The sequence below is a fragment of the Pseudomonas sp. PDM03 genome (assembly GCF_014852385.1).
Classification (GTDB): Bacteria; Pseudomonadota; Gammaproteobacteria; order Pseudomonadales; family Pseudomonadaceae; genus Aquipseudomonas; species Aquipseudomonas migulae.
This window is the reverse complement of the sequence record NZ_JACVBM010000006.1, coordinates 1-18,690: the sequence shown is the minus strand read 5'-3', so window position 1 is coordinate 18,690 and position 18,690 is coordinate 1. Positions and strand designations below refer to the sequence as shown.

Genomic DNA, 18,690 nt, shown 5'->3' with positions numbered 1-18,690 from the left:
TTATTCTTGCTCGGGCTCACGTGTTGCGGACGGTCGGGAATGCTCCTCAGCACTCCACCCAGCTGACAGCCAGGCCGCCCCGTGAAGTCTCTTTGTATTTGTCGTGCATGTCGGCGCCGGTGTCGCGCATGGTGCGGATCACCCGGTCCAGGGAAATGAAATGTTTGCCGTCGCCGCGCAGGGCCATTTGCGTGGCGTTGATCGCCTTCACTGCGGCGATGGCGTTGCGTTCGATACACGGCACTTGCACCAGGCCGCCGACCGGGTCGCAGGTCAGGCCCAGGTTGTGTTCCAGGCCGATTTCGGCGGCGTTTTCCAGTTGCTCGGGCGTGGCGCCCAGTACGTCGGCCAAACCGGCGGCGGCCATGGCGCACGCCGAACCGACTTCGCCCTGACAGCCGACTTCGGCGCCGGAGATCGAGGCGTTTTTCTTGCAGAGAATGCCTACGGCTGCGGCGCCCAAAAAGAACGCAACGACGTCATCGTCCGACGCGTCCGGGTTGAATTTCATGTAGTAGTGCAGGACGGCGGGAATGATCCCGGCCGCGCCGTTGGTAGGCGCGGTGACCATTCGTCCGCCGGCGGCGTTTTCTTCGTTCACGGCGAGGGCAAACAGGTTCACCCATTCCATCGCCGACAGCGTCGAAGTGATGACGTTCGGCTTGCCAATTTCCAACAGGCTGCGGTGCAATTTCGCTGCGCGGCGCGGAACATTCAGACCGCCGGGCAAGATGCCTTCGTGGCGCAAACCCTGCTCGACGCACTCGCGCATCACCGACCAGATGTGCAGCAAGCCCTGACGGATTTCGGCTTCGCTGCGCCAGGCCCGTTCGTTGGCCATCATCAACTCGGAAACTCGCAGGCCATGCTGATTGCAGAGCTTGAGCAATTCGGCGGCGCTGGAAAAATCATACGGCAGCACCACGTCGCTGGTCGGCGCGATGCCGGACTCGGCTTCGGCGGCTTCGATGATGAAACCGCCGCCGATCGAGTAGTACGTCTGCTCTGACAATTCGCCGGTGTCGCCGAAGGCTGTCAGCGACATGGCGTTGGGGTGGTAGGGCAGGCTCTCGTCGAGCAGCAGGAGATCGCTTTGCCAGTTGAAGTCGATGGTGGTTTTACCGGCCAGACTCAGTTCGCCGGTCTCGAGCAGTGTTTTGATGCGGCTGTCGATGCTGGTCGGGTCGATGCTGTCCGGCCATTCGCCCATCAGGCCCATGACGCAAGCGCGGTCGGTGGCGTGGCCGACGCCGGTGGCGGAAAGGGAGCCGTACAGGCGGATTTCCACTCGGCGTACGGCGTCCAGCAAATGCTGGTCAATCAGTGCCTGGGCAAAGGTCGCGGCGGCGCGCATCGGGCCGACGGTGTGAGAACTGGACGGACCGATGCCGACTTTGAAAAGATCAAAAACACTGATAGCCATGCTAAAGCCTATACAAGCAATGGAAGAGAAATCGCTGCCATTTTTGTAGGACAAGCGCAATGTCGGCGATACTGCCTACCTCGGTCCTACGTGACCAACGAAACTTCCTAAGACAGCCTTTAGCAGGACTAAACAATGAGTCGCCAATTGCATGCCCAGACTTACGTCTGGCTGCACGTGTTTTCCTGTGCCGCACGGCACTTGTCATTCACCCGCTGCGCCGAAGAACTGCACATCACGCCGGGGGCGGTCAGTCAGCAGATCCGACAATTGGAAGAACGGCTGGGGTTTCGACTGTTCCACCGGCGTGCCCGGGGCGTGGAGTTGAGCGCGCAAGGCCAGCGACTGGCCATTACGGTCAACGAGGCTTACGGCAGCATCGACGCGGAATTGCGACGACTGGATGCGGGAATGATCAGCGGAATTCTGCGGGTACGGTCGATTCCATCGTTCCTGAGCAAATGGCTGACCCCGCGTCTACCGCGCTTGCAGCAGCGTTTTCCAGACATTCAGTTGCGCCTGGTGGCCGAGGACAGCAGCGTGCCGCTGCACGAAGGCGACTTTGACCTGGCCATTGATCTGAACGACGGCAGCTACCCTGGCTTGTTATCCACAACCTTGCTTGACGAACAGATCTTCCCGGTCTGTGCGCCGAGCCTGTTGCGTGGGCGGCCGCCGTTGCATGGCCCGGCAGACCTGTCGCACTTTCCGCTGTTGCACGACATTACGGCCTGGCGCGGCAGTTACGAGTACGCGGAGTGGGAGTTCTATCTCAACGCCATCGGCTTCGAAGGCGCGGACGTGCGGCGCGGGCACACGTTCAATCGCAATCACCTGACCATCGAAGCGGCGATTGCCGGCATGGGCGTGGCGATTGCGCGGCGAACGCTGTTGAACGATGAGCTGGAGCGCGGGACGTTGATTGTGCCGTTCGGTCTGGCGGTGCCCAATCACAAACGTTACGTGTTGCTGTATGCGCCGGGGGCGCTGAGCCATCCGGGCGTGCGCGCGGTGCATGACTGGCTGGTAGAGGAGGCGGGTATTTTTCGCAGCCTGCACCCGCTGGCGGAGCGGCAGATGTGAGTAATTATGACAAAGAAGTGAAGCGACCCAACTCCCGACCTTAACAGCGCTTTTGCTCCTTGTCCGGCTTTTTTTGCGTATGAAAATTTATCTTTTTTCAGGGGTTGAATTGTTCGGCGTACAGACCGATTGTGTAACCAAGAGGTCACGGTGATGACGCCCAAGGGCCAGCCGAAGGGCCTCTCGCGAGCTAGCTGAAATAAGGGATGAACTATGCAAATCCAAGTCAACAGCGATAACCATATTCAAAGCAGCATCCGACTGGAGGAGTGGGTACGTACTACCATTGAGAGCACGCTCGAACGTTATGAAGAGGACCTGACACGCGTCGAGGTCCATCTGCGGGACGAGAACGGCGACAAGCCCGGTCCCCATGATTTGCGCTGCCAGCTGGAAGCGCGGCCAAAAGGCCACCAACCGATTTCTGTCACCCATAAAGCCGAAAACCTGGAACTGGCGATCGACGGTGCGGCTGAAAAACTCGAACATGCACTGGAACATCTGTTCGGCAAACTGCGGGGCAAACCACGTGCCGCTGTGGTGCCGTTCGAGAGGCGTGCAGCCGATGCGCTGCTGGAAGACGAGTTTCTCGAGAATGAACAGGCTGCACAAAACGGCTGACGCCTGATTTAACGTCCCAACAAAAAACGGGCCTGCATTGCAGGCCCGTTGTTGTTTGTGCCGATCGCTGGCCCCTGTGGGAGCGAGCCTGCTCGCGATGGTCGTTAACGATAACGCTGGCTGTCTGGATAAACGCGTTGTTCTGTAGTCCATCGCGAGCAGGCTCGCTCCCACAGTGGAGAGCGGCTTCAGATCAGAACGCTACCGACGTCTGCACATACACCGTCCGCGGTTCCGACGTACTTGCCCTTGTTGTTGTCATCGAACGAGCGTGTGAAGTACTGGTGGTTGAAGATGTTTTTCACCCCCACCGCCACATTCAAATCCGACAACTTCGGCCCGAAGTCATACGCCGCGCGGCTGCTGAACAGCATGTAGCCAGGAATCGTACCCGTGCTGCCGTCGGCACTTTCTTTCGACGTATTGGCATTGTCTGCAAACTGGTCGCTCTGATAGCTGCTGTCCAGGTTCAACTTCCACGCGCCTTCGGTGTAACCGACGCCCACGGTGCCCTTGTGTTTCGAGGAGAACGGCACACGATTGCCCTTGTTCGGCCCGTCTTCGCGGATGCTCGCGTCGACATAGGCGTACGTGGCGTAGACATCGAAACCGGCCAGTGCCGGGCTCACATCATCAAGTGCGTAGTTGACGCTGGTTTCGATGCCCTGATGGCGAGTCTCGCCCCGAGCGATCACCGAATCGTTGGTCTGATTACTTTCGTACTGATTGTCGAAGTTGATCAGGAACGCGCCGATTTCCGCGCGTAACGCACCGTTGTCGTAACGGGTGCCCAGTTCCCAGGTGCGCGCCTTTTCCGGTTTGACTTCGCCGCTGGTCACGCGATTTGGCATCTGGCTGTATTGCACGCTGCCGAACGAGCCTTCGGTGTTGGCGTAGAGGTTCCAGCTGTCGGTCAGGTGATAGAGCACGTTCAGCGCCGGCAGGGCGGTGTTGTAGTCGCCCTTGTACTTCTCGTTTGTCAGGTTGTTGGTCTGTTGCGATTCGATCATTTCGTAGCGGATGCCCGGCGTCACTGTCCATTTGCCGATGTCGATCCGGTCATCGACGAAGAACGCGTTGGCCTCGGTGCCGCCGCGTGTATCACGGTCGTTGCGGCTGTTGGTGGTCGGGTATTGGTTGCTGGCAATCGGCGTGCGATAGCGCAGTTCGTGGCCGGCCTCGTTGATGTAGCGATAGCCGACACCGACTTCATGGCTGGTCGGGCCGACATCAAAGCCTTGGGCGAAGCGGGTTTCCAGGCCTCGTACCCAGTACTCGCGTGGTGACAGCGACAGGAACGTGCCCTGATCCAGATAGCCGCTGCGCAGGGTTTTGGTGAAGAAGGTGTTGGCGGTGAATTCGCGGCGATCTTCCTGATAGCGATAGCCGAAGTTGAACATCGTCCGGCGGCCCCAGAACTGATCTTTCGGGCGGCTCGACTGGTACGGGTCGGCATCGTAATCGGCGACGTTCAGGCCCCCGGGCATGTCGGCCTTGCCTTCGTAATACTGGGCCATGGCGTTGAAGCTGTTGGCGTCGTCGAGCTGGTATTTACCTTTGAGAATCAGGTCATCGATCTCGGTGTCGCTGTGTTCACGCCAGTCGCCACCGCGTGTGCCGGAATACAACAACGCGCCGCCCAGGCCATTGTCGCCAGTGCCGCCGGCCAGCAGGTTGCCGGTGGTCTTGAAACCGTCGTGGCTGGAGGAGGGGCTGGTTTCGGTCTGGAAACCGCCTTTCACCGTGGGCTCGTGGGGAATAGCGCGGGTCACGAAATTGACCACGCCGCCGACGTTTTGCGGGCCGTAACGCACCGCGCCGCCGCCGCGCACCACGTCGACCGCGTCCATGTTGCCCATGCTGATCGGCGCGAACGACAACTGTGGCTGACCGTAAGGCGCGAAGGGCACCGGGATGCCATCCATCAACACCGTCGAGCGCGACGCCAGACGCGGATTGAGACCACGAATGCCGAAGTTCAGCGCCATGTCATGGCTGCCGGTGCCATTGTTGTCCGGCGCGTTGACGCCGGGGATGCGGTTGAGCACGTCCCTGGCCTGGGTTGCGCCCTGGCGTTCGAATTCCTCGCGACGGATCACGTCACGCGCGCCGGGATGCTCGAAGACGTTGATTTGCTGCGCATCGCCGAGCCAGTCGCCGACCACTTTGGACGTGTCCAGCTCCAGCGCAGCATTGCCCACCGGTTGCAGGCTGAACGCATTGTTGCCTTCGGCTCGGGCCTGCAGGCCGGTGCCTTCGAGCAAGGCGTTCAAGCCCTGTTCGGCGGTGTAGTTGCCCTCCAGGCCACGACTCTGCACACCGTTGGTGACTTGCGAGCCAAACGAAATCAACACGCCAGCTTCACGGCCGAACTGGTTGAGGGCGTTTTCCAGCGACGATGGCGCGATGTGGTACGGCTTGGCATCGTTTGCGTGGACGAGTGGCAGCGCGCCGAAGCTCAGGCTGGCGCCCAGCAAGAGTTGGCGCAAGGTGCGGGCCAGCGGGGTGAGGCGGGTGGGGTGCATGGAGGACGATCCTGAGAAGGTGGAATCAAGGTGGCTTTCCTTCTCTGTCACGCCAGATCTGAAAAACGGCTCACGTTTTAAGAATATTTTTTTATGACCCTGTAGGAGTGAGACCGGCTTGCCGGCGATAGCGGTGGATCAGTCAATACAAGTGTCTACAGATCCACCGCTATCGCGAGCGGGCTCGCTCCCACAGGGGGTTGTGTTTCAGGCCTTGGCCTCGACTGTTACCCAATACCGCGTAAAGCGCTTCACCTTCACCGGCAAACTGATTTCCAGCAGATCGAGAATCCGCTCGCTGTCGTCCAGTGGATAAGTCCCGGATATCAACAAGTCCGCAACTTTCGCATCGCAATTGAGCTGCCCGCGACGATAGCGGCCAAGTTCCTCAAGGAAATCTCCGAGGCGCATGTGCGCAGCCACCAGCATGCCGTCCGCCCAGGCGCCGCTGTTGGCGTCCAGAGGCACAGGGTTGCCGATTCCGCGAGCATCAAAACTCAATTGCCGGGCGCTTTGCAGTAACCAGGGAGAACCGCCATCAGGCGTCAATTCAACACGGCCTTCAAACACCGCGACCTGAGTGCGATCCGCAAATTGCCGAACGTTCAGGCGCGCCCCTTCGGTTTTCAACACGCCTTGTGCCGTGCGCACTTGAAACGCTTTGGACGTTGTCAGCAGCATCTCGCCTTCAAGCAAACGGATCAGCCGTTGCTGACCCTCGACCTGCACATCCGCCGAACTCGCGGTGTTGAGTTGCAATTGGCTGCCGTCTGCGAGCGCGATCTTGCGTCGCTGGCCAATGGGGCTGCGGTAGTCGGCCAGCAACGGTGGCAGCAAGTTGCGCTCGCGCATGCCCCAGGTGACGGCCGAACCTGCACCGAGAATCAGCAACAACTTCAGCGCCTGACGCCGGCTGCTGGACGTCGGTGCATTCAGGGCCGCATGCGCCAGCGGCGAAGACAACCCGCGCAGGCGCTGGTTGACCCGCTGAATATGCTCCCACGCCCGTTGATGCTCGCTGTGCGCATCGAGCCATTGTTGCCAGGCGTTTTGCTGGCGCGGGCTCAACGGCCCTTGCTGCATTTTCATCAACCACTGCACCGCCTGCTCGGCGACTTGCGGTGAAAAATCCGGGGAGCCGTTCATAGGGCGAAGTAGCAGCGCATCGCCGCTTTATTCAGGTGCCGCTTGACCGTGGCGATGGAAATCCCCAGCTCGGCGGCGATTTGTGGATACGTCAGGCCATCGACCTGGGCCAACAGAAATGCGCGCTTGACCAGGCGCGGCAAACCGTCGAGCAATTGGTCCAGTTCGATCAGGGTTTGCAGGATGATCGCCCGTTCCTCTTCCGACGGTGCAACCCTTTCCGGCATCTGCGCCAAGGCGTCGAGGTAGGCGCGCTCCAGATCCTGACGGCGGTAATGGTTGAACAGCACGCGTTTGGCGAGGGTGGTGAGGAACGCTCGCGGCTCGATGATCTGCGGTGCGTCCCGCGCGGTCAGCACCCGCATGAACGTGTCCTGGGCCAGATCTGCCGCGCTGTCCGGGCAGCCGAGCTTGCGCCGCAACCAACCGGTGAGCCAGTTGTGATGGGCGTGATAAAGGACTTCGACGGTGTGGGCTGGCTGCAACGGTAACTCCGAGCGCGGTTTAATGCGTTAGAGAACAAGAATTGTTCGCATTGTAGAGGCGCGAACCCGCTCCGGCAATCGGCGCTGATCGTATCTCTTTTGCGTATGAGAATATTTATCATTAATATTGCCTCCCTGGCCTGGTGATTTTCCCCAGGCCTCACCGGTTTCAAGGTCGAAACATGAAAGTAATCCCCGTGTCCTACCGATTGGCCGTCACCTCCCGGGTGCTGGCTGCCGTGCTGGGCGGCTACATCGTTGCGGCGCTGGCCAGTGTCAGCCTGACGCTGTGGGTGCCCATGGCCCGCGCCGATGCTGTGGTGACCGGGATGATGACCTCGTTTCTGGCCTACCTCGGCGCGGTGATCTGGTGCTTCGCTTGCCGCAGCGCATGGCGGGCCTGGTTCGGGTTGATCGTGCCAAGCCTGGTGCTGGCGGCGATTTCGGGCCTCGCGTACTGGATGGGCCGCTCATGAAAGAGGGCTTTCGTCAGGCCATGGCCTGGTTGCACACCTGGGCCGGGTTGATCTTCGGCTGGTTGCTGTTTGCGATTTTCCTCACCGGCACACTCGCGTATTTCAAGGATGAGATCAGCCACTGGATGCAGCCGGAAATCCCTGCGCGTTCGGTCACTTCCGAAGCCAGCCTGACCGTGGCGCAAAACTACCTTCAGCAACACGCCCCGGGAGCCTCGCGCTGGCTCATCGACCTGCCCGATGCCCGCGAACCCGGCCTGTCGGTGCGCTGGCAGCAGACCCCGGCCAAACGTGGCGAACGCGGCCAGTTCAAAGAAAAACTCCTCGACCCGCAAACCGGCGCCGAAGTGCAGGGTCGGGCAACCACCGGCGGCGAGTTTTTCTACCGCTTCCACTTTCAGCTGCAAATGCCTTATCCGTGGGGCCGCTGGTTGTCGACCGTCGCCGCCATGGTGATGTTCGTCGCGCTGATCAGCGGGATCATCACCCACAAGAAAATCTTCAAGGACTTCTTCACCTTCCGCCCGCGCAAGGGCCAGCGTTCCTGGCTCGACGGGCACAACGCGGTGGGCGTGCTGGTGCTGCCGTTTCACCTGATGATCACCTACAGCAGCCTGGTTATTTTCATGTCGATGGTGATGCCGGCGAGCATTCTTGCCGCGTACAACGGTGATGCGCGGGCGTTTTACGATGAGGTGTTCCCGGCTTCCACTGCACCGGAACGTGCGGACAAACCGGCGCAGTTGGCGCCGCTGGCACCGCTGCTGGAAAAGGCGCGCGAGCAGTGGTCGGGCGGGCGCGTCGGGCGGCTGACGGTGAACAATCCGGGCGATGCGAATGCCTCGGTGGTGCTCGTGCGTGATGGCGCCGACCGTGTGGTCCACGACTTCGGCAGCGCGGTGACCTTCAACGGCGTGACCGGGCAATTGCTCGGCACGACTCCTGAGCAATCGCTGCCGAGGGCGATTGCCGGCAGTTTCTATGGTTTGCACATGGGCCATTTCGCCGGCCCGGTGCTGCGCTGGTTGTACTTCATTTGCGGGTTGGCCGGCACGGCGATGATCGGCACCGGGCTGGTGATCTGGCTCGGCAAGCGTCAGCTCAAACACGCGAAAAGTGCGGTGATGCCGTTCGAATTGCGACTGGTGGAAGTGCTGAACATTGCCAGCATGTCCGGGTTGATGGTGGCAGTGGCGGCGTTCTTTTGGGCCAATCGGGTGTTGCCGGTCGACATGGCCGGACGTGCGGATTGGGAAGTGAACAGCTTCTTCATCGTCTGGGGTTTGAGTGTGCTGCATGCCATGGTCCGCCGGGGTCGCACGGCGTGGATCGAGCAATTGGCACTGGTGGCATTGCTGTTTGGCGCGATGCCGCTGCTGAACGCCATGACCACGCCGGATCACTTGGGCGTGACGTTGGCCCGGGGCGATTGGACGATGGCCGGTTTCGATCTGACGTGCCTGGGCAGCGGTGTGTTTTTCGCCTGGGCTGCGTGGAAAATGCGGCGTTCGGGACAGGCCAGGATCGTCATCCGGCAGCGTGCACAACCGATCACCCTTGAGCGAGAGGCGAACTGAATGTTGCTGTCGCTGTTGCTCTGTTACGGCGGTTTCACCGCACTGTGTTTATCGATGGACCGGCATCACGCCGAGCTGTTGGGCGGCAAACCGACGGCCCGTCGTCGCCGGTTGTTGAAACTGGGTGGCTGGCTGTTACTGGTCTTGTCACTGTGGGCGGCGGTGTCTTCGACTGGCTGGGGACTTGGCCTGGTGGAATGGTGTGCGGTGTTGATGCTCAGCGCGTTGTTGCTGGTGCTGTTGATGCCGTATCGCCCGCGCCTGGCGCTGTCGATGGCTGCTTTGAGCCTGCTCGTCAGCCCCGTTGCCGCGTTTGCGCAGTACTGACCCGATGATGACTAGCCCTCCCGATTCCCATGACGAAGAGCCTCGCGGAGCACGTGCGCATTTCCTGCAGGTGTTCCTGTCCCAGCGTTCGCAGATGGAAGCGCTGGTGAACCGTCGCGTCGGGTGCCGGGCAACGGCGGCGGATCTGGTGCAGGATTTGTTTTTGCGTTTCTGGCGCCGGCCGCTGGTGCAGGTCGAAGAGCTCAGCACCTACCTGTTGCGTTGCGCCGGCAACATTGCCATCGACCACTTGCGCAGCGAAGGTACACGGGTGCGGGTCACTGAAGGTTGGCAACCGGATCAACCGGACAGCCACGGCAGCGAGCCGCAAGCCGCGCTGGAAGCCGGCAACGATTTGCGTCATGTCGAAGCGGCGTTGCGTGCGTTGCCCGAGCGCACGCGGCAGATCTTTTTGCTCAATCGCATCCATGGCCGTAAATACGCCGAGATCGCTAAGGCCATGGGTTTGTCCCAAAGCGCCGTGGAAAAACATATGATGCGCGCCCTCGAAGCCTGCAAGGCCAGCCTGCGGGACCCCGAACCGCGTACGCCAGGGAAAGCACTGTGAATCACATCGAACGTGTCATCCCGACACCCGCTCAGGAACAGGCCGCTTTCGCCTGGCTGAGTCTGTTGCATGACCAGCCGAGCAGCGGCGACCAGGCCACCTTCAGCCATTGGCTGCAGGCCGACCCCGCGCATGCCGAGGCCTATGCCCAGGCGCAGGTGGTGTGGGAATTAAGCGAAGGCCCGGCGCGGACGCTGGCCAACGAAGACGCGTTTGCCTTGCAGGGTTACCTCAACGCGATAAATCGCTCGCGGCGCAGCAGCGTTCGGCGCTGGTCTGGAGCGCTGGCAATGGCGGCGTGCCTGTTGTTGATGGTCAGCCTCGGTTCAGGCTGGCAACCGATGCGCTGGGTGGATGATCTGGGCGCTGACTATGTGTCGGCACCGGGGGAAGTTCGCACCGTTACGCTGGCGGATCAATCGCAGGTCACGCTGGATGCCGACAGCGCCATCGCGGTGGATTTCAGTCGCGGTGAGCGTCACGTGCAGTTGCGTCGTGGCGCTGGTTTTTTCAGCGTGACGCACACCGGCGAACCGTTTGTGGTTGAGGCAGAGAAGGGCCAGGCGCGGGTGCTGGGGACGCAGTTTGAAGTCCGTTTGCAACCTCACGGCGCGCAAGTGACGGTGTTGTCCGGCCGGGTCGGCGTGACGGCGGACAAGCATGCCGAGCAGCAGATTCTGACTGCCGGCCAGCAAGTGGCTTACCGCGAAGGGACGGCGGAAAAACTGCATGCGGTGGACAGCGAAGCGCAGCTGGCATGGCGTCAGGGCTGGCTCAATTACTACAAGGCGCCACTGGCCGACGTGGTACAGGATTTGCGGCGTTACTACCCGGGGCGGATTGTGCTGCTCAACGATGAGCTGGCGGCGCGGCGGGTCAGTGGCAGTTTTCCGAGCAAGAATCCGCAGGCGGTGTTGAGTTCGTTGCAGGGGGTGATGGGGTTTGAGCAGCAGGCTGTGGGGCATTTGATTATTTTGCGTTGAGGCGTCCGGCCTCATCGCCGGCAAGCCAGCTCCTACAGTTGAAATGCATTCCCCTGTAGGAGCCGGCTTGCCGGCGATGGCGTCCTATCAAACAACACATCCCCCCAAATAAAAATATTTTCAAAATGATGGTGAGGTAAACCCAAGCCCCATCCGTGTAGTGACTGAAACTGCGAGTCATTCGCATCCGTAGCGGTTCTACACAGGTCATGAGCAATGAAGTCCAGGGCAAAATCGGGTTCGGTCAAACAGTGGTTGGGTGCTTCGGCGCTGAGCATTTCGGCATTGGCATTGCTGCCATTGAGCGTGGCATTGGCCGCTGAAGCGGGCACGACGCAGCAGCGCACGCAGTTCAGCTTCGCGATGGCCGCCAAACCGCTGCCCCAGGCCCTGAGCGACTTCAGCCGGATCACCGGCATCAGCGTGGTCTACACCGATGAAGCGCCGTACGGCATGACCGCGCCAGCGGTCAGCGGGCAGATGAGCGCCGAACAGGCGATCCAGCGTTTGCTCAGCGGTTCGGGTTTGACCTTCCGTCGCACCGATGCGCACACCATGGCGCTGGAACCGCAGCCCACCGAAGGCGCCTTGAACCTCGGCGCCACCACCATCACCTCGGTGATGGATCAATCCATGAGCTACCAGCCGCCGCCGACCAGTTCGGTGATGCGCTCCTCGGCCTTGCTCCAGGAAATCCCCCAGACCGTCAACGTCATCCCGGCCCAGGTCATTCGCGATCAGGCGCCGCGCAACCTCGACGACGCGCTGGCCAACGTCAGCGGCATCACCCAGGGCAATACGCTGGGCAGCACCCAGGATTCGGTGATGACCCGAGGCTTCGGCGACAACCGCAACGGCTCGATCATGCGCGACGGCATGCCGGTGGTGCAGGGCCGTGGCCTCAACGCCACAGTCGATCGGGTCGAAGTGCTCAAGGGCCCGGCCTCGTTGCTCTACGGCATCCAGGACCCGGGCGGCGTGGTCAACATGGTCAGCAAGAAACCTGAGCTGGAACAGTACAACGCGTTGACCGTGCGTGGCTCGACGTACGGTGACGGCAAAAACGGCAGCGGCGGCAGCTTCGACAGCACAGGCGCGCTCGGTGATTCCGGGTTGGCTTACCGCATGGTGCTCGACCACGAAGACGAAGATTACTGGCGCAACTTCGGCACCCACCGCGAGACGCTGGTGGCGCCGTCCCTGGCCTGGTTCGGTGAAAGCACCAAGCTGTTGTTCGCCTACGAACACCGTGAATTCCTCACCCCGTTCGACCGTGGCACGCTGATCGACCCACGTGACAATCATCCGCTGGACATCTCCCGCGAGCGTCGCCTGGACGAGCCGTTCAACAACATGGAAGGGCGCTCGGACCTCTATCACTTCGAGGCCGACCACGAGCTCAACGACAACTGGAAAGCGCACTTTGGCTACAGCTGGAACCGTGAAACCTACGACGCCAGCCAAGTACGCGTTACCGCCATCGACACCAAAAAAGGCACGCTGACCCGCAGCATGGACGGCACGCAAAACGCGATCAGCACCGACCGCTTCACCACGGCCAGCCTCGAAGGCAAAGTGAATGCGCTGGGCATGCAACATGACCTGGTGTTCGGCGTCGATGACGAGTACCGCAAGATCTACCGCGAAGACCTGATCCGCCAGAAAAGCCTGACCACTTTCAGTTACCTCAACCCGGTCTATGGCCGTGAAGTCGCCGGCTCCACCGTCAGCCCGGCGGACAGCGCGCAGACCGATCTGCTGCGCAGCGATTCGCTGTTTCTGCAGGACTCGATCCACCTCACCGACCAGTGGATTCTGGTGGCCGGCGGCCGTTTCCAGGAGTACGACCAGTACGCCGGCAAAGGCGTGCCGTTCAAGGCCAACACCGACAGCAACGGCCAGAAATGGGTGCCGCGTGCCGGCCTTGTCTACAAGTACACCGACGCGTTGTCGTTCTACGGCAGCTACACCGAATCGTTCAAACCGAACTCGACCATCGCCCCGTTGAGCGGCAGCAGCACCGTGCTCGACGGCAGCATCGCGCCGGAAGAAGCCAAGTCCTGGGAAGTCGGCGCCAAGCTGGATATTCCGGGGCGTGTGACGGGTAACGTCGCCCTGTTCGACATCAAGAAACGCAACGTGCTGGTGGCCAATGCCGAAGGTCCGGTGACCCTTTACAGCGCCGCCGGCGAAGTGCGTTCCCGGGGGCTGGAAGTAGACCTGAGCGGTCAGCTCAGCGATCGCTGGAGCATGATCGGCAGCTATGCCTACACCGATGCCGAAGTCACCGAAGACCCGGACTACAAAGGCAAAAAACTGCAAAACGTGGCGAAGAACACCGGCTCGCTGTCGGCGGTCTATGACTTCGGCACCATTGTTGGTGGCGATCAATTGCGGGTCGGCGCGGGCGCGCGGTATGTCGGTGAGCGGGCGGGTAACGCGGTGAACGATTTTGATCTGCCGAGCTACACCGTGGCCGATGCATTCGCCACCTACGACACCAAGGTCGAGGGGCAGAAGGTCAAGTTCCAGCTCAACGTGAAGAACCTGTTTGACCGCACTTACTACACGTCGGCGGCGAGCCGGTTCTTTGTGTCGATGGGGGATTCGCGGCAGGTTTCGTTGTCCAGCACTTTGGAGTTCTGACGGTAAACTGCGTCATCGTTCATCGCCGGCAAGCCAGCTCCTACAGGAATCGTGTCGAGCCCAATTTTCGCGATCAACACACATCCCTGTAGGAGCTGGCTTGCCGGCGATGGCGTCCTTTGGATCAGCGCAAAAACGCCTGCCGATACTCGCCAGGCGTCCCACCGAGAACCTGCCGAAACCGATTGGTGAAATGACTGGCACTGGCAAACCCGCACGCCAATGCGATCTCCCCCAACGGCTGCGATGTCGAACGCAACAACTCCCGCGCCCGACTCAGTCGCCTTGCCAGCACATACTGATGCGGCGGCAAGCCAAAGCTCTCCCGGAACATCCGCGCAAAGTGATACTCCGACAGCGCACACAACCCCGCCAACTGCCCGAGGCTGATGGCTTCGGCCAACTGATTGTCGATGAACTCGACCAGTTGCCGCCGCTGGTGCGCCGCCAATCCGCCCTTGAGTCGCAAGCCGTCGCGCATCCCGACCTGGCCGAGCAACACGTGGCTGAGCATTTCATGGGCCAGGCTGCTGGTCAGCAGGCGTTCGCCGGGTTCATTCCAGTTGAGCGTGAGCATCTGGTGAAAGCGCCGGGCTTGCTGCGGGTCGTCGAGAAAAGTCCCTTCGCGCAACTGCAATTCGCGAGGTTCGCGGTCCAGCAGCGTGACGCAACCGAGGGCGAATTGTTCAGGGCTGAAATACAGATGTGCCAGGCGAATATCGCCGTTGATCACCCAGCCTGACTGATGGTCGGCCGGCAGAATGCACAGTTTGTCCGGACCGCCCTTGGTGCCGGGCTGGTCGCGGCGAAAGGTGCCGGTGCCGCCCGCGATGTAACAGGACAAGGTGTGATGGCTCGGCGCTTCGTAGTCCTGGGCGTCGTGATGGTTGCTCCACAAGGCTGCAGCCATGCCGTCACCGAGCTCGGCGCTGTGCTCGAGGCGAGCATTGGGCGAGCGGTTGAGGGCTTGAAAGACTTGCAAGGTTTCCAGTGCGGGCATGAGCGGTTCTCTCCAACGCCTTGCATCCTACTCCGTAGACGTTGGCCTGCCAGCCTCTGCACCGACAAAAGCGCAAGTTTATGCAAGTGCGAAAAAGCTTGGCGCAGGACACTGGGCACCTATTGAGGAGCCTTCGCCATGAACCTTTCGCTGTATTTGCTGACCGTGCTGATCTGGGGCACCACCTGGATTGCCTTGAAATGGCAACTGGGCGTGGTGGCCATTCCGGTGTCGATCGTCTATCGCTTCGGCCTCGCCGCGCTGGTGCTGTTCGTGATGCTGTTGCTCAGCCGCAAGCTGCAAGTGATGAACCGTCGCGGACATCTGATCTGCCTGGCGCAGGGCCTGTGCCTGTTTTGCATCAACTTCATGTGCTTCCTGACGGCCAGCCAATGGATCCCCAGTGGCTTGGTAGCCGTGGTGTTTTCCACTGCCACGCTGTGGAATGCCCTGAATGCGCGGGTGTTCTTCGGCCAGAAAATCGCTCGCAACGTCCTGTTGGGTGGCGCGCTCGGTTTGTTCGGGCTGGGTTTGCTGTTCTGGCCGGAGCTGGCCGGCCACACCGCCAGCCCGGAAACCTTGCTGGGCCTGGGCCTGGCCTTGTTGGGCACGCTGTGCTTCTCGGCGGGCAACATGCTGTCGAGCCTGCAACAGAAGGCCGGGCTCAAGCCGCTGACCACCAATGCCTGGGGCATGGCCTATGGCGCGGCGATGTTGTCGGTGTGGTGCCTGGTCAAAGGCATTCCGTTCGAGATGGAATGGAATGCGCGTTACATCGGCTCGTTGCTGTACCTGGTCATTCCGGGGTCGGTAATCGGCTTCACCGCCTACCTGACGCTGGTCGGGCGCATGGGCCCGGAGCGTGCAGCCTATTGCACGGTGCTGTTCCCGGTGGTGGCGCTCAACGTCTCGGCGTTTGCCGAAGGCTACCAATGGACCGCGCCGGCGCTGATGGGCCTGGTGTTGGTGATGCTGGGCAACGTGCTGGTGTTTCGCAAACCCAAGGCACCGATGGTGCAGGGGAGCGGCAAGCTGGCTTGAAGATGTTGCGGATCGAGTGCGTGTGCACTCAGCGCTCGATCCGGATGGCCACATAGATCATTAACGGCATGATGAAATCAACGATATGTCGGGCCCAGTCTTTATAGTTCCATTGTTGTGACTCATCCATGTTGAACCATTCGACACCCACCACCTGAAAACACACGTAGTAGATGAATATGGCAATCAATAAGCCAATCAGTGCATATTTTTTTGCCTCATGAAACTTTTTGGCGCTGGTGTTTATATTCTTGAATAGTTGGTAAGTGCCCATCATGCAAAAGGCGGTGAAGAGGACTTCGAGTGTAATGATCAGCCAGTAAATCCTGTGATGGGCCATGGGGGAGGTAATGGCGCGATAACCGTATTTCTCGCCCTCGCGCGTGGTGTCCATGCTGAGGACGTGTGCGATGTATTCGTAGTTGGTAGGGTAGTCGGTGAAGTTGCTAAACAACATTAAAAAACCAAAGAAGCTTATAAATAGCATCAATGTGGCTTTGCTGATTCTGATTGTTTGATCGGACGTAAGATGGTTCAAGGTAATAGTTCTCCAGAACGGGTTCCCGTCAGGGCGGGTAAGTAAGGAGAGTCTATAGCGAAGTGTATTTGTTGAGGGGTGGACTAAATTACAAGTTGTGTATTTGTTGTTTTGTTACGTGTGAGGTTTAGTTGTAAACGGGCAGGCGCTTTAATCGCCTGCCCGTTTTTTTTCAGCCTTTCCAGACTTGCGGGTTCACCAGGTCCTGCGGTCGTTCACCCAACAAGGCGCTGCGCAGGTTGGCCAAGGCGCGATTGGCCATCGCTTCACGGGTTTCATGGGTGGCGGAGCCGATGTGCGGCAAAGTCACTGCGTTTTTCAGTTGGAACAGCGGCGATTCGGCCAGCGGTTCTTTCTCGTAGACATCCAGCCCGGCGCCACGGATCTGGTTGTTTTGCAGCGCTTCGATCAGCGCGGGCTCGTCCACCACCGGGCCGCGTGCGATGTTGATCAGAATCGCGTCCGACTTCATCAGCGCCAGTTCACGGCGGCTGATCAGGTGTTTGGTCTTTTCGCTGAGCGGCACCACCAGGCAAACGAAATCGGCTTCAGCCAGCAACTCATCGAGGCTGCGGAACTGCGCACCGAGCTGTTGCTCAAGTGCCGTTTTGCGGCTGTTGCCACTGTAGATAATCGGCATGTTGAAACCGAGCCGACCGCGCCGGGCGATGGCGGCGCCGATGTTACCCATGCCGACGATGCCCAGGGTCTTGCCATAGACATCGGTGCCGAACAGCGGGGCGCCGACGGTGGCTTGCCATTGACCGGCCTTGGTCCAGGCATCGAGTTCGGCGACGCGGCGGGCGCTGCTCATGATCAGGGCGAAGGCCAGGTCGGCGGTGCTTTCGGTCAGCACATCCGGCGTGTTGGTCAGCATGATCCCGCGTTCGTTGAAGTACGCGACGTCGTAGTTGTCGTAGCCCACCGAGACGCTGGACACCACTTCCAGGCTGCTCGCGTTCTCCAGTTGTGCGCGACCGAGCTTGCGACCCACGCCAATCAAACCGTGGGCATGGGGCAGGGCCTCGTTGAATTGGGCGTTGATGTCGCCTTTTTTCGGGTCAGGCACGATGACGTCGAAATCCTGCTGGAGGCGTTCGATCATGGCGGGAGTGACGCGGCTGAAAGCGAGGACGGTCTTTTTCATGGGAGGCGGGCTCGTCGGGCGTGGAGAATGCCAAGCACGCTAACATTCTTCCGCGCTTTTGTGCGAGTGCCCGGATGGTTCGGATGCACGCATTTCCCCTGTTGGATGGGTGATGCGCAAAAGGCACTTCGTACGCAAATTTGTAGGAGCCGGCTTGCTGGCGATCCAGGCACCTCGGTCCGCCTGATGCACCGCGTCGCATGGATCGCCAGCAAGCCGGCTCCTACAGGTGATGGGTGATGCGCAAATGGCACTTCGTACGCGAATTTGTAGGAGCCGGCTTGCTGGCGATCCAGGCACCTCGGTTCGTCTGATGCACCGCGTCGCATGGATCGCCAGCAAGCCGGCTCCTACAGGTGATGGGTGATGCGCAAAAGGTACTTCGTACGCAAATTTGTAGGAGCCGGCTTGCTGGCGATCCAGGCACCTCGGTCCGTCTGATGCACCGCGTCGTATGGATCGCCAGCAAGCCGGCTCCTACAGGTGATGGGTGATGCGCAAAAGGTACTTCGTACACGAATTTGTAGGAGCTGGCTTGCTGGCGATCCAGGCACCTCGGTCCGTCTGATGCACCGCGTCGTATGGATCGCCAGCAAGCCGGCTCCTACAGATTGGGGGGGCCTAATCCTGCGGGTCGATGTTGTCCAGCGCACGGTTGACGGCCAGTTCGCCGAGCATGATGACTTGTTGAATGCCCAGCAGGGTGTTGCGGTGGGGACCGTCGAGAAATCCGGCGAGGTCGCTGGCCATGACGCTGGCGGAGGCGAGGGATTCGCTGGCGTGGACCAAGAGGGTTTCGGTGTTGATGTCGGGGACGACGGTGAATAGATGGCTGGGGGTGTGAGGCGGGATCAAGGCTTTCAGGGTGAATGAGTTTTGGGGGGAGGTGATATCCGCATCTGGCGGATTGGGTGACGGTTTTTTCATGGCGTATTCCTCTTGCTTGATGGAGCCGCCATTTTTCGTTTCCAGACGAATGTATGGTCAGCCCATCTCCTGCAACCACGAGCGATGAGCGGTAAAGCGTGCTTGCGCTAATGTATCCGGGCTCATGGTCGGCAGTGTTGCCGCCTGGCCCTTGATGAGTAGTCGCTCCTGCCTGTC

At 60.4% G+C, this 18,690-nt stretch carries 16 protein-coding genes and 1 pseudogene; 9 read left to right on the top strand and 8 right to left on the bottom strand.

Annotated elements, in window-relative coordinates; translation table 11 throughout:
• Positions 1–46: 46 nt before the first annotated feature.
• Entirely contained in the window at positions 47–1,423 is a 1,377-nt protein-coding gene (locus tag IB254_RS11280; RefSeq protein WP_192417339.1) for an L-serine ammonia-lyase, read from the bottom strand.
• 135 nt (positions 1,424–1,558) lie between these two features.
• Between IB254_RS11280 and IB254_RS11275 the strand changes: the two genes are divergently transcribed.
• Both IB254_RS11275 and IB254_RS11270 read left to right on the top strand, forming a co-directional pair.
• A complete protein-coding gene (locus tag IB254_RS11275) occupies positions 1,559–2,506 on the top strand; it encodes a LysR substrate-binding domain-containing protein (RefSeq protein ID WP_008041817.1) in 948 nt (315 codons plus the stop codon).
• Positions 2,507–2,719: 213 nt separating this feature from the next.
• Positions 2,720–3,127, top strand: coding sequence for an HPF/RaiA family ribosome-associated protein (locus IB254_RS11270; RefSeq protein WP_008025327.1), 408 nt, complete (start codon positions 2,720–2,722; stop codon positions 3,125–3,127).
• Between the two features lie 193 nt (positions 3,128–3,320).
• Here the strand turns inward: IB254_RS11270 and fecA are convergent.
• The 3 genes and pseudogenes from fecA to IB254_RS11255 form a co-directional block, all read right to left on the bottom strand.
• Positions 3,321–5,652: pseudogene (fecA, locus tag IB254_RS11265) on the bottom strand (TonB-dependent Fe(3+) dicitrate receptor FecA).
• A 207-nt stretch (positions 5,653–5,859) separates the two neighbouring features.
• Positions 5,860–6,798: a FecR domain-containing protein gene (locus tag IB254_RS11260; RefSeq protein WP_192417338.1), complete on the bottom strand. Its 939-nt coding sequence runs from the start codon at positions 6,796–6,798 to the stop codon at positions 5,860–5,862.
• On the bottom strand, positions 6,795–7,283 hold the full coding sequence (locus tag IB254_RS11255) for a sigma-70 family RNA polymerase sigma factor (protein WP_192417337.1): 489 nt from the start codon (positions 7,281–7,283) through the stop codon (positions 6,795–6,797). The genes IB254_RS11260 and IB254_RS11255 overlap by 4 nt, the downstream gene beginning before the upstream one ends.
• A 182-nt stretch (positions 7,284–7,465) precedes the next feature.
• On the opposite strand from IB254_RS11255, the gene IB254_RS11250 reads away from it, so the two are divergent.
• The 6 genes from IB254_RS11250 (at position 7,466) to IB254_RS11225 (ending at position 13,860) form a co-directional block, all read left to right on the top strand.
• Complete coding sequence (locus IB254_RS11250) at positions 7,466–7,759, top strand: DUF3649 domain-containing protein (RefSeq protein ID WP_192417336.1); 294 nt, start codon at positions 7,466–7,468, stop codon at positions 7,757–7,759.
• A complete protein-coding gene (locus IB254_RS11245; RefSeq protein ID WP_192417335.1) occupies positions 7,756–9,336 on the top strand; it encodes a PepSY-associated TM helix domain-containing protein in 1,581 nt (526 codons plus the stop codon). Before IB254_RS11250 ends, IB254_RS11245 begins: the two co-directional genes overlap by 4 nt.
• Complete coding sequence (locus IB254_RS11240; RefSeq protein WP_119922357.1) at positions 9,337–9,663, top strand: DUF3325 domain-containing protein; 327 nt, start codon at positions 9,337–9,339, stop codon at positions 9,661–9,663. It begins immediately after the preceding gene.
• A 4-nt stretch (positions 9,664–9,667) separates the two neighbouring features.
• Complete coding sequence (locus tag IB254_RS11235; protein WP_192417334.1) at positions 9,668–10,231, top strand: RNA polymerase sigma factor; 564 nt, start codon at positions 9,668–9,670, stop codon at positions 10,229–10,231.
• Positions 10,228–11,214 (top strand): FecR family protein, encoded by a 987-nt coding sequence (locus tag IB254_RS11230; protein ID WP_192417333.1) that lies wholly within the window; start codon positions 10,228–10,230, stop codon positions 11,212–11,214. Before IB254_RS11235 ends, IB254_RS11230 begins: the two co-directional genes overlap by 4 nt.
• 216 nt (positions 11,215–11,430) lie before the next feature.
• Positions 11,431–13,860 carry a TonB-dependent siderophore receptor gene (locus tag IB254_RS11225; protein ID WP_192417332.1) on the top strand — a complete coding sequence of 810 codons (2,430 nt, stop codon included), beginning with the start codon at positions 11,431–11,433 and terminating at the stop codon, positions 13,858–13,860.
• Positions 13,861–13,984: 124 nt separating this feature from the next.
• On the opposite strand, the gene IB254_RS11220 is transcribed toward IB254_RS11225, so the two are convergent.
• The gene (locus IB254_RS11220) at positions 13,985–14,860 is read right to left on the bottom strand and encodes a helix-turn-helix domain-containing protein (protein WP_192417331.1); all 876 of its coding nucleotides are present in this window, start codon (positions 14,858–14,860) and stop codon (positions 13,985–13,987) included.
• Positions 14,861–14,998: 138 nt separating this feature from the next.
• Between IB254_RS11220 and IB254_RS11215 the strand changes: the two genes are divergently transcribed.
• Positions 14,999–15,901, top strand: a complete 903-nt coding sequence (locus tag IB254_RS11215) for a DMT family transporter (RefSeq protein ID WP_008025338.1) — start codon at positions 14,999–15,001, stop codon at positions 15,899–15,901.
• 28 nt (positions 15,902–15,929) lie between these two features.
• Here IB254_RS11215 and IB254_RS11210 read toward each other — a convergent pair whose 3' ends face one another.
• The 3 genes from IB254_RS11210 to IB254_RS11200 form a co-directional block, all read right to left on the bottom strand.
• Positions 15,930–16,439: a DUF2165 family protein gene (locus tag IB254_RS11210; RefSeq protein WP_192417330.1), complete on the bottom strand. Its 510-nt coding sequence runs from the start codon at positions 16,437–16,439 to the stop codon at positions 15,930–15,932.
• A gap of 172 nt (positions 16,440–16,611) precedes the next feature.
• Entirely contained in the window at positions 16,612–17,586 is a 975-nt protein-coding gene (locus tag IB254_RS11205; protein ID WP_192417329.1) for a 2-hydroxyacid dehydrogenase, read from the bottom strand.
• Between the two features lie 621 nt (positions 17,587–18,207).
• Complete coding sequence (locus IB254_RS11200) at positions 18,208–18,513, bottom strand: DUF6124 family protein (RefSeq protein WP_192417328.1); 306 nt, start codon at positions 18,511–18,513, stop codon at positions 18,208–18,210.
• Positions 18,514–18,690 lie beyond the last annotated feature (177 nt).

What these genes read in the sequence shown, in the direction of transcription:
- IB254_RS11280 (WP_192417339.1), bottom strand. Translation starts at nt 1,423, where the DNA reads ATGGCTATCAGTGTTTTTGATCTTTTCAAAGTCGGCATCGGTCCGTCC.
- IB254_RS11275 (WP_008041817.1), top strand. Translation starts at nt 1,559, where the DNA reads ATGAGTCGCCAATTGCATGCCCAGACTTACGTCTGGCTGCACGTGTTT.
- IB254_RS11270 (WP_008025327.1), top strand. Translation starts at nt 2,720, where the DNA reads ATGCAAATCCAAGTCAACAGCGATAACCATATTCAAAGCAGCATCCGA.
- IB254_RS11260 (WP_192417338.1), bottom strand. Translation starts at nt 6,798, where the DNA reads ATGAACGGCTCCCCGGATTTTTCACCGCAAGTCGCCGAGCAGGCGGTG.
- IB254_RS11250 (WP_192417336.1), top strand. Translation starts at nt 7,466, where the DNA reads ATGAAAGTAATCCCCGTGTCCTACCGATTGGCCGTCACCTCCCGGGTG.
- IB254_RS11245 (WP_192417335.1), top strand. Translation starts at nt 7,756, where the DNA reads ATGAAAGAGGGCTTTCGTCAGGCCATGGCCTGGTTGCACACCTGGGCC.
- IB254_RS11240 (WP_119922357.1), top strand. Translation starts at nt 9,337, where the DNA reads ATGTTGCTGTCGCTGTTGCTCTGTTACGGCGGTTTCACCGCACTGTGT.
- IB254_RS11235 (WP_192417334.1), top strand. Translation starts at nt 9,668, where the DNA reads ATGATGACTAGCCCTCCCGATTCCCATGACGAAGAGCCTCGCGGAGCA.
- IB254_RS11225 (WP_192417332.1), top strand. Translation starts at nt 11,431, where the DNA reads ATGAAGTCCAGGGCAAAATCGGGTTCGGTCAAACAGTGGTTGGGTGCT.
- IB254_RS11220 (WP_192417331.1), bottom strand. Translation starts at nt 14,860, where the DNA reads ATGCCCGCACTGGAAACCTTGCAAGTCTTTCAAGCCCTCAACCGCTCG.
- IB254_RS11215 (WP_008025338.1), top strand. Translation starts at nt 14,999, where the DNA reads ATGAACCTTTCGCTGTATTTGCTGACCGTGCTGATCTGGGGCACCACC.
- IB254_RS11205 (WP_192417329.1), bottom strand. Translation starts at nt 17,586, where the DNA reads ATGAAAAAGACCGTCCTCGCTTTCAGCCGCGTCACTCCCGCCATGATC.
- IB254_RS11200 (WP_192417328.1), bottom strand. Translation starts at nt 18,513, where the DNA reads ATGAAAAAACCGTCACCCAATCCGCCAGATGCGGATATCACCTCCCCC.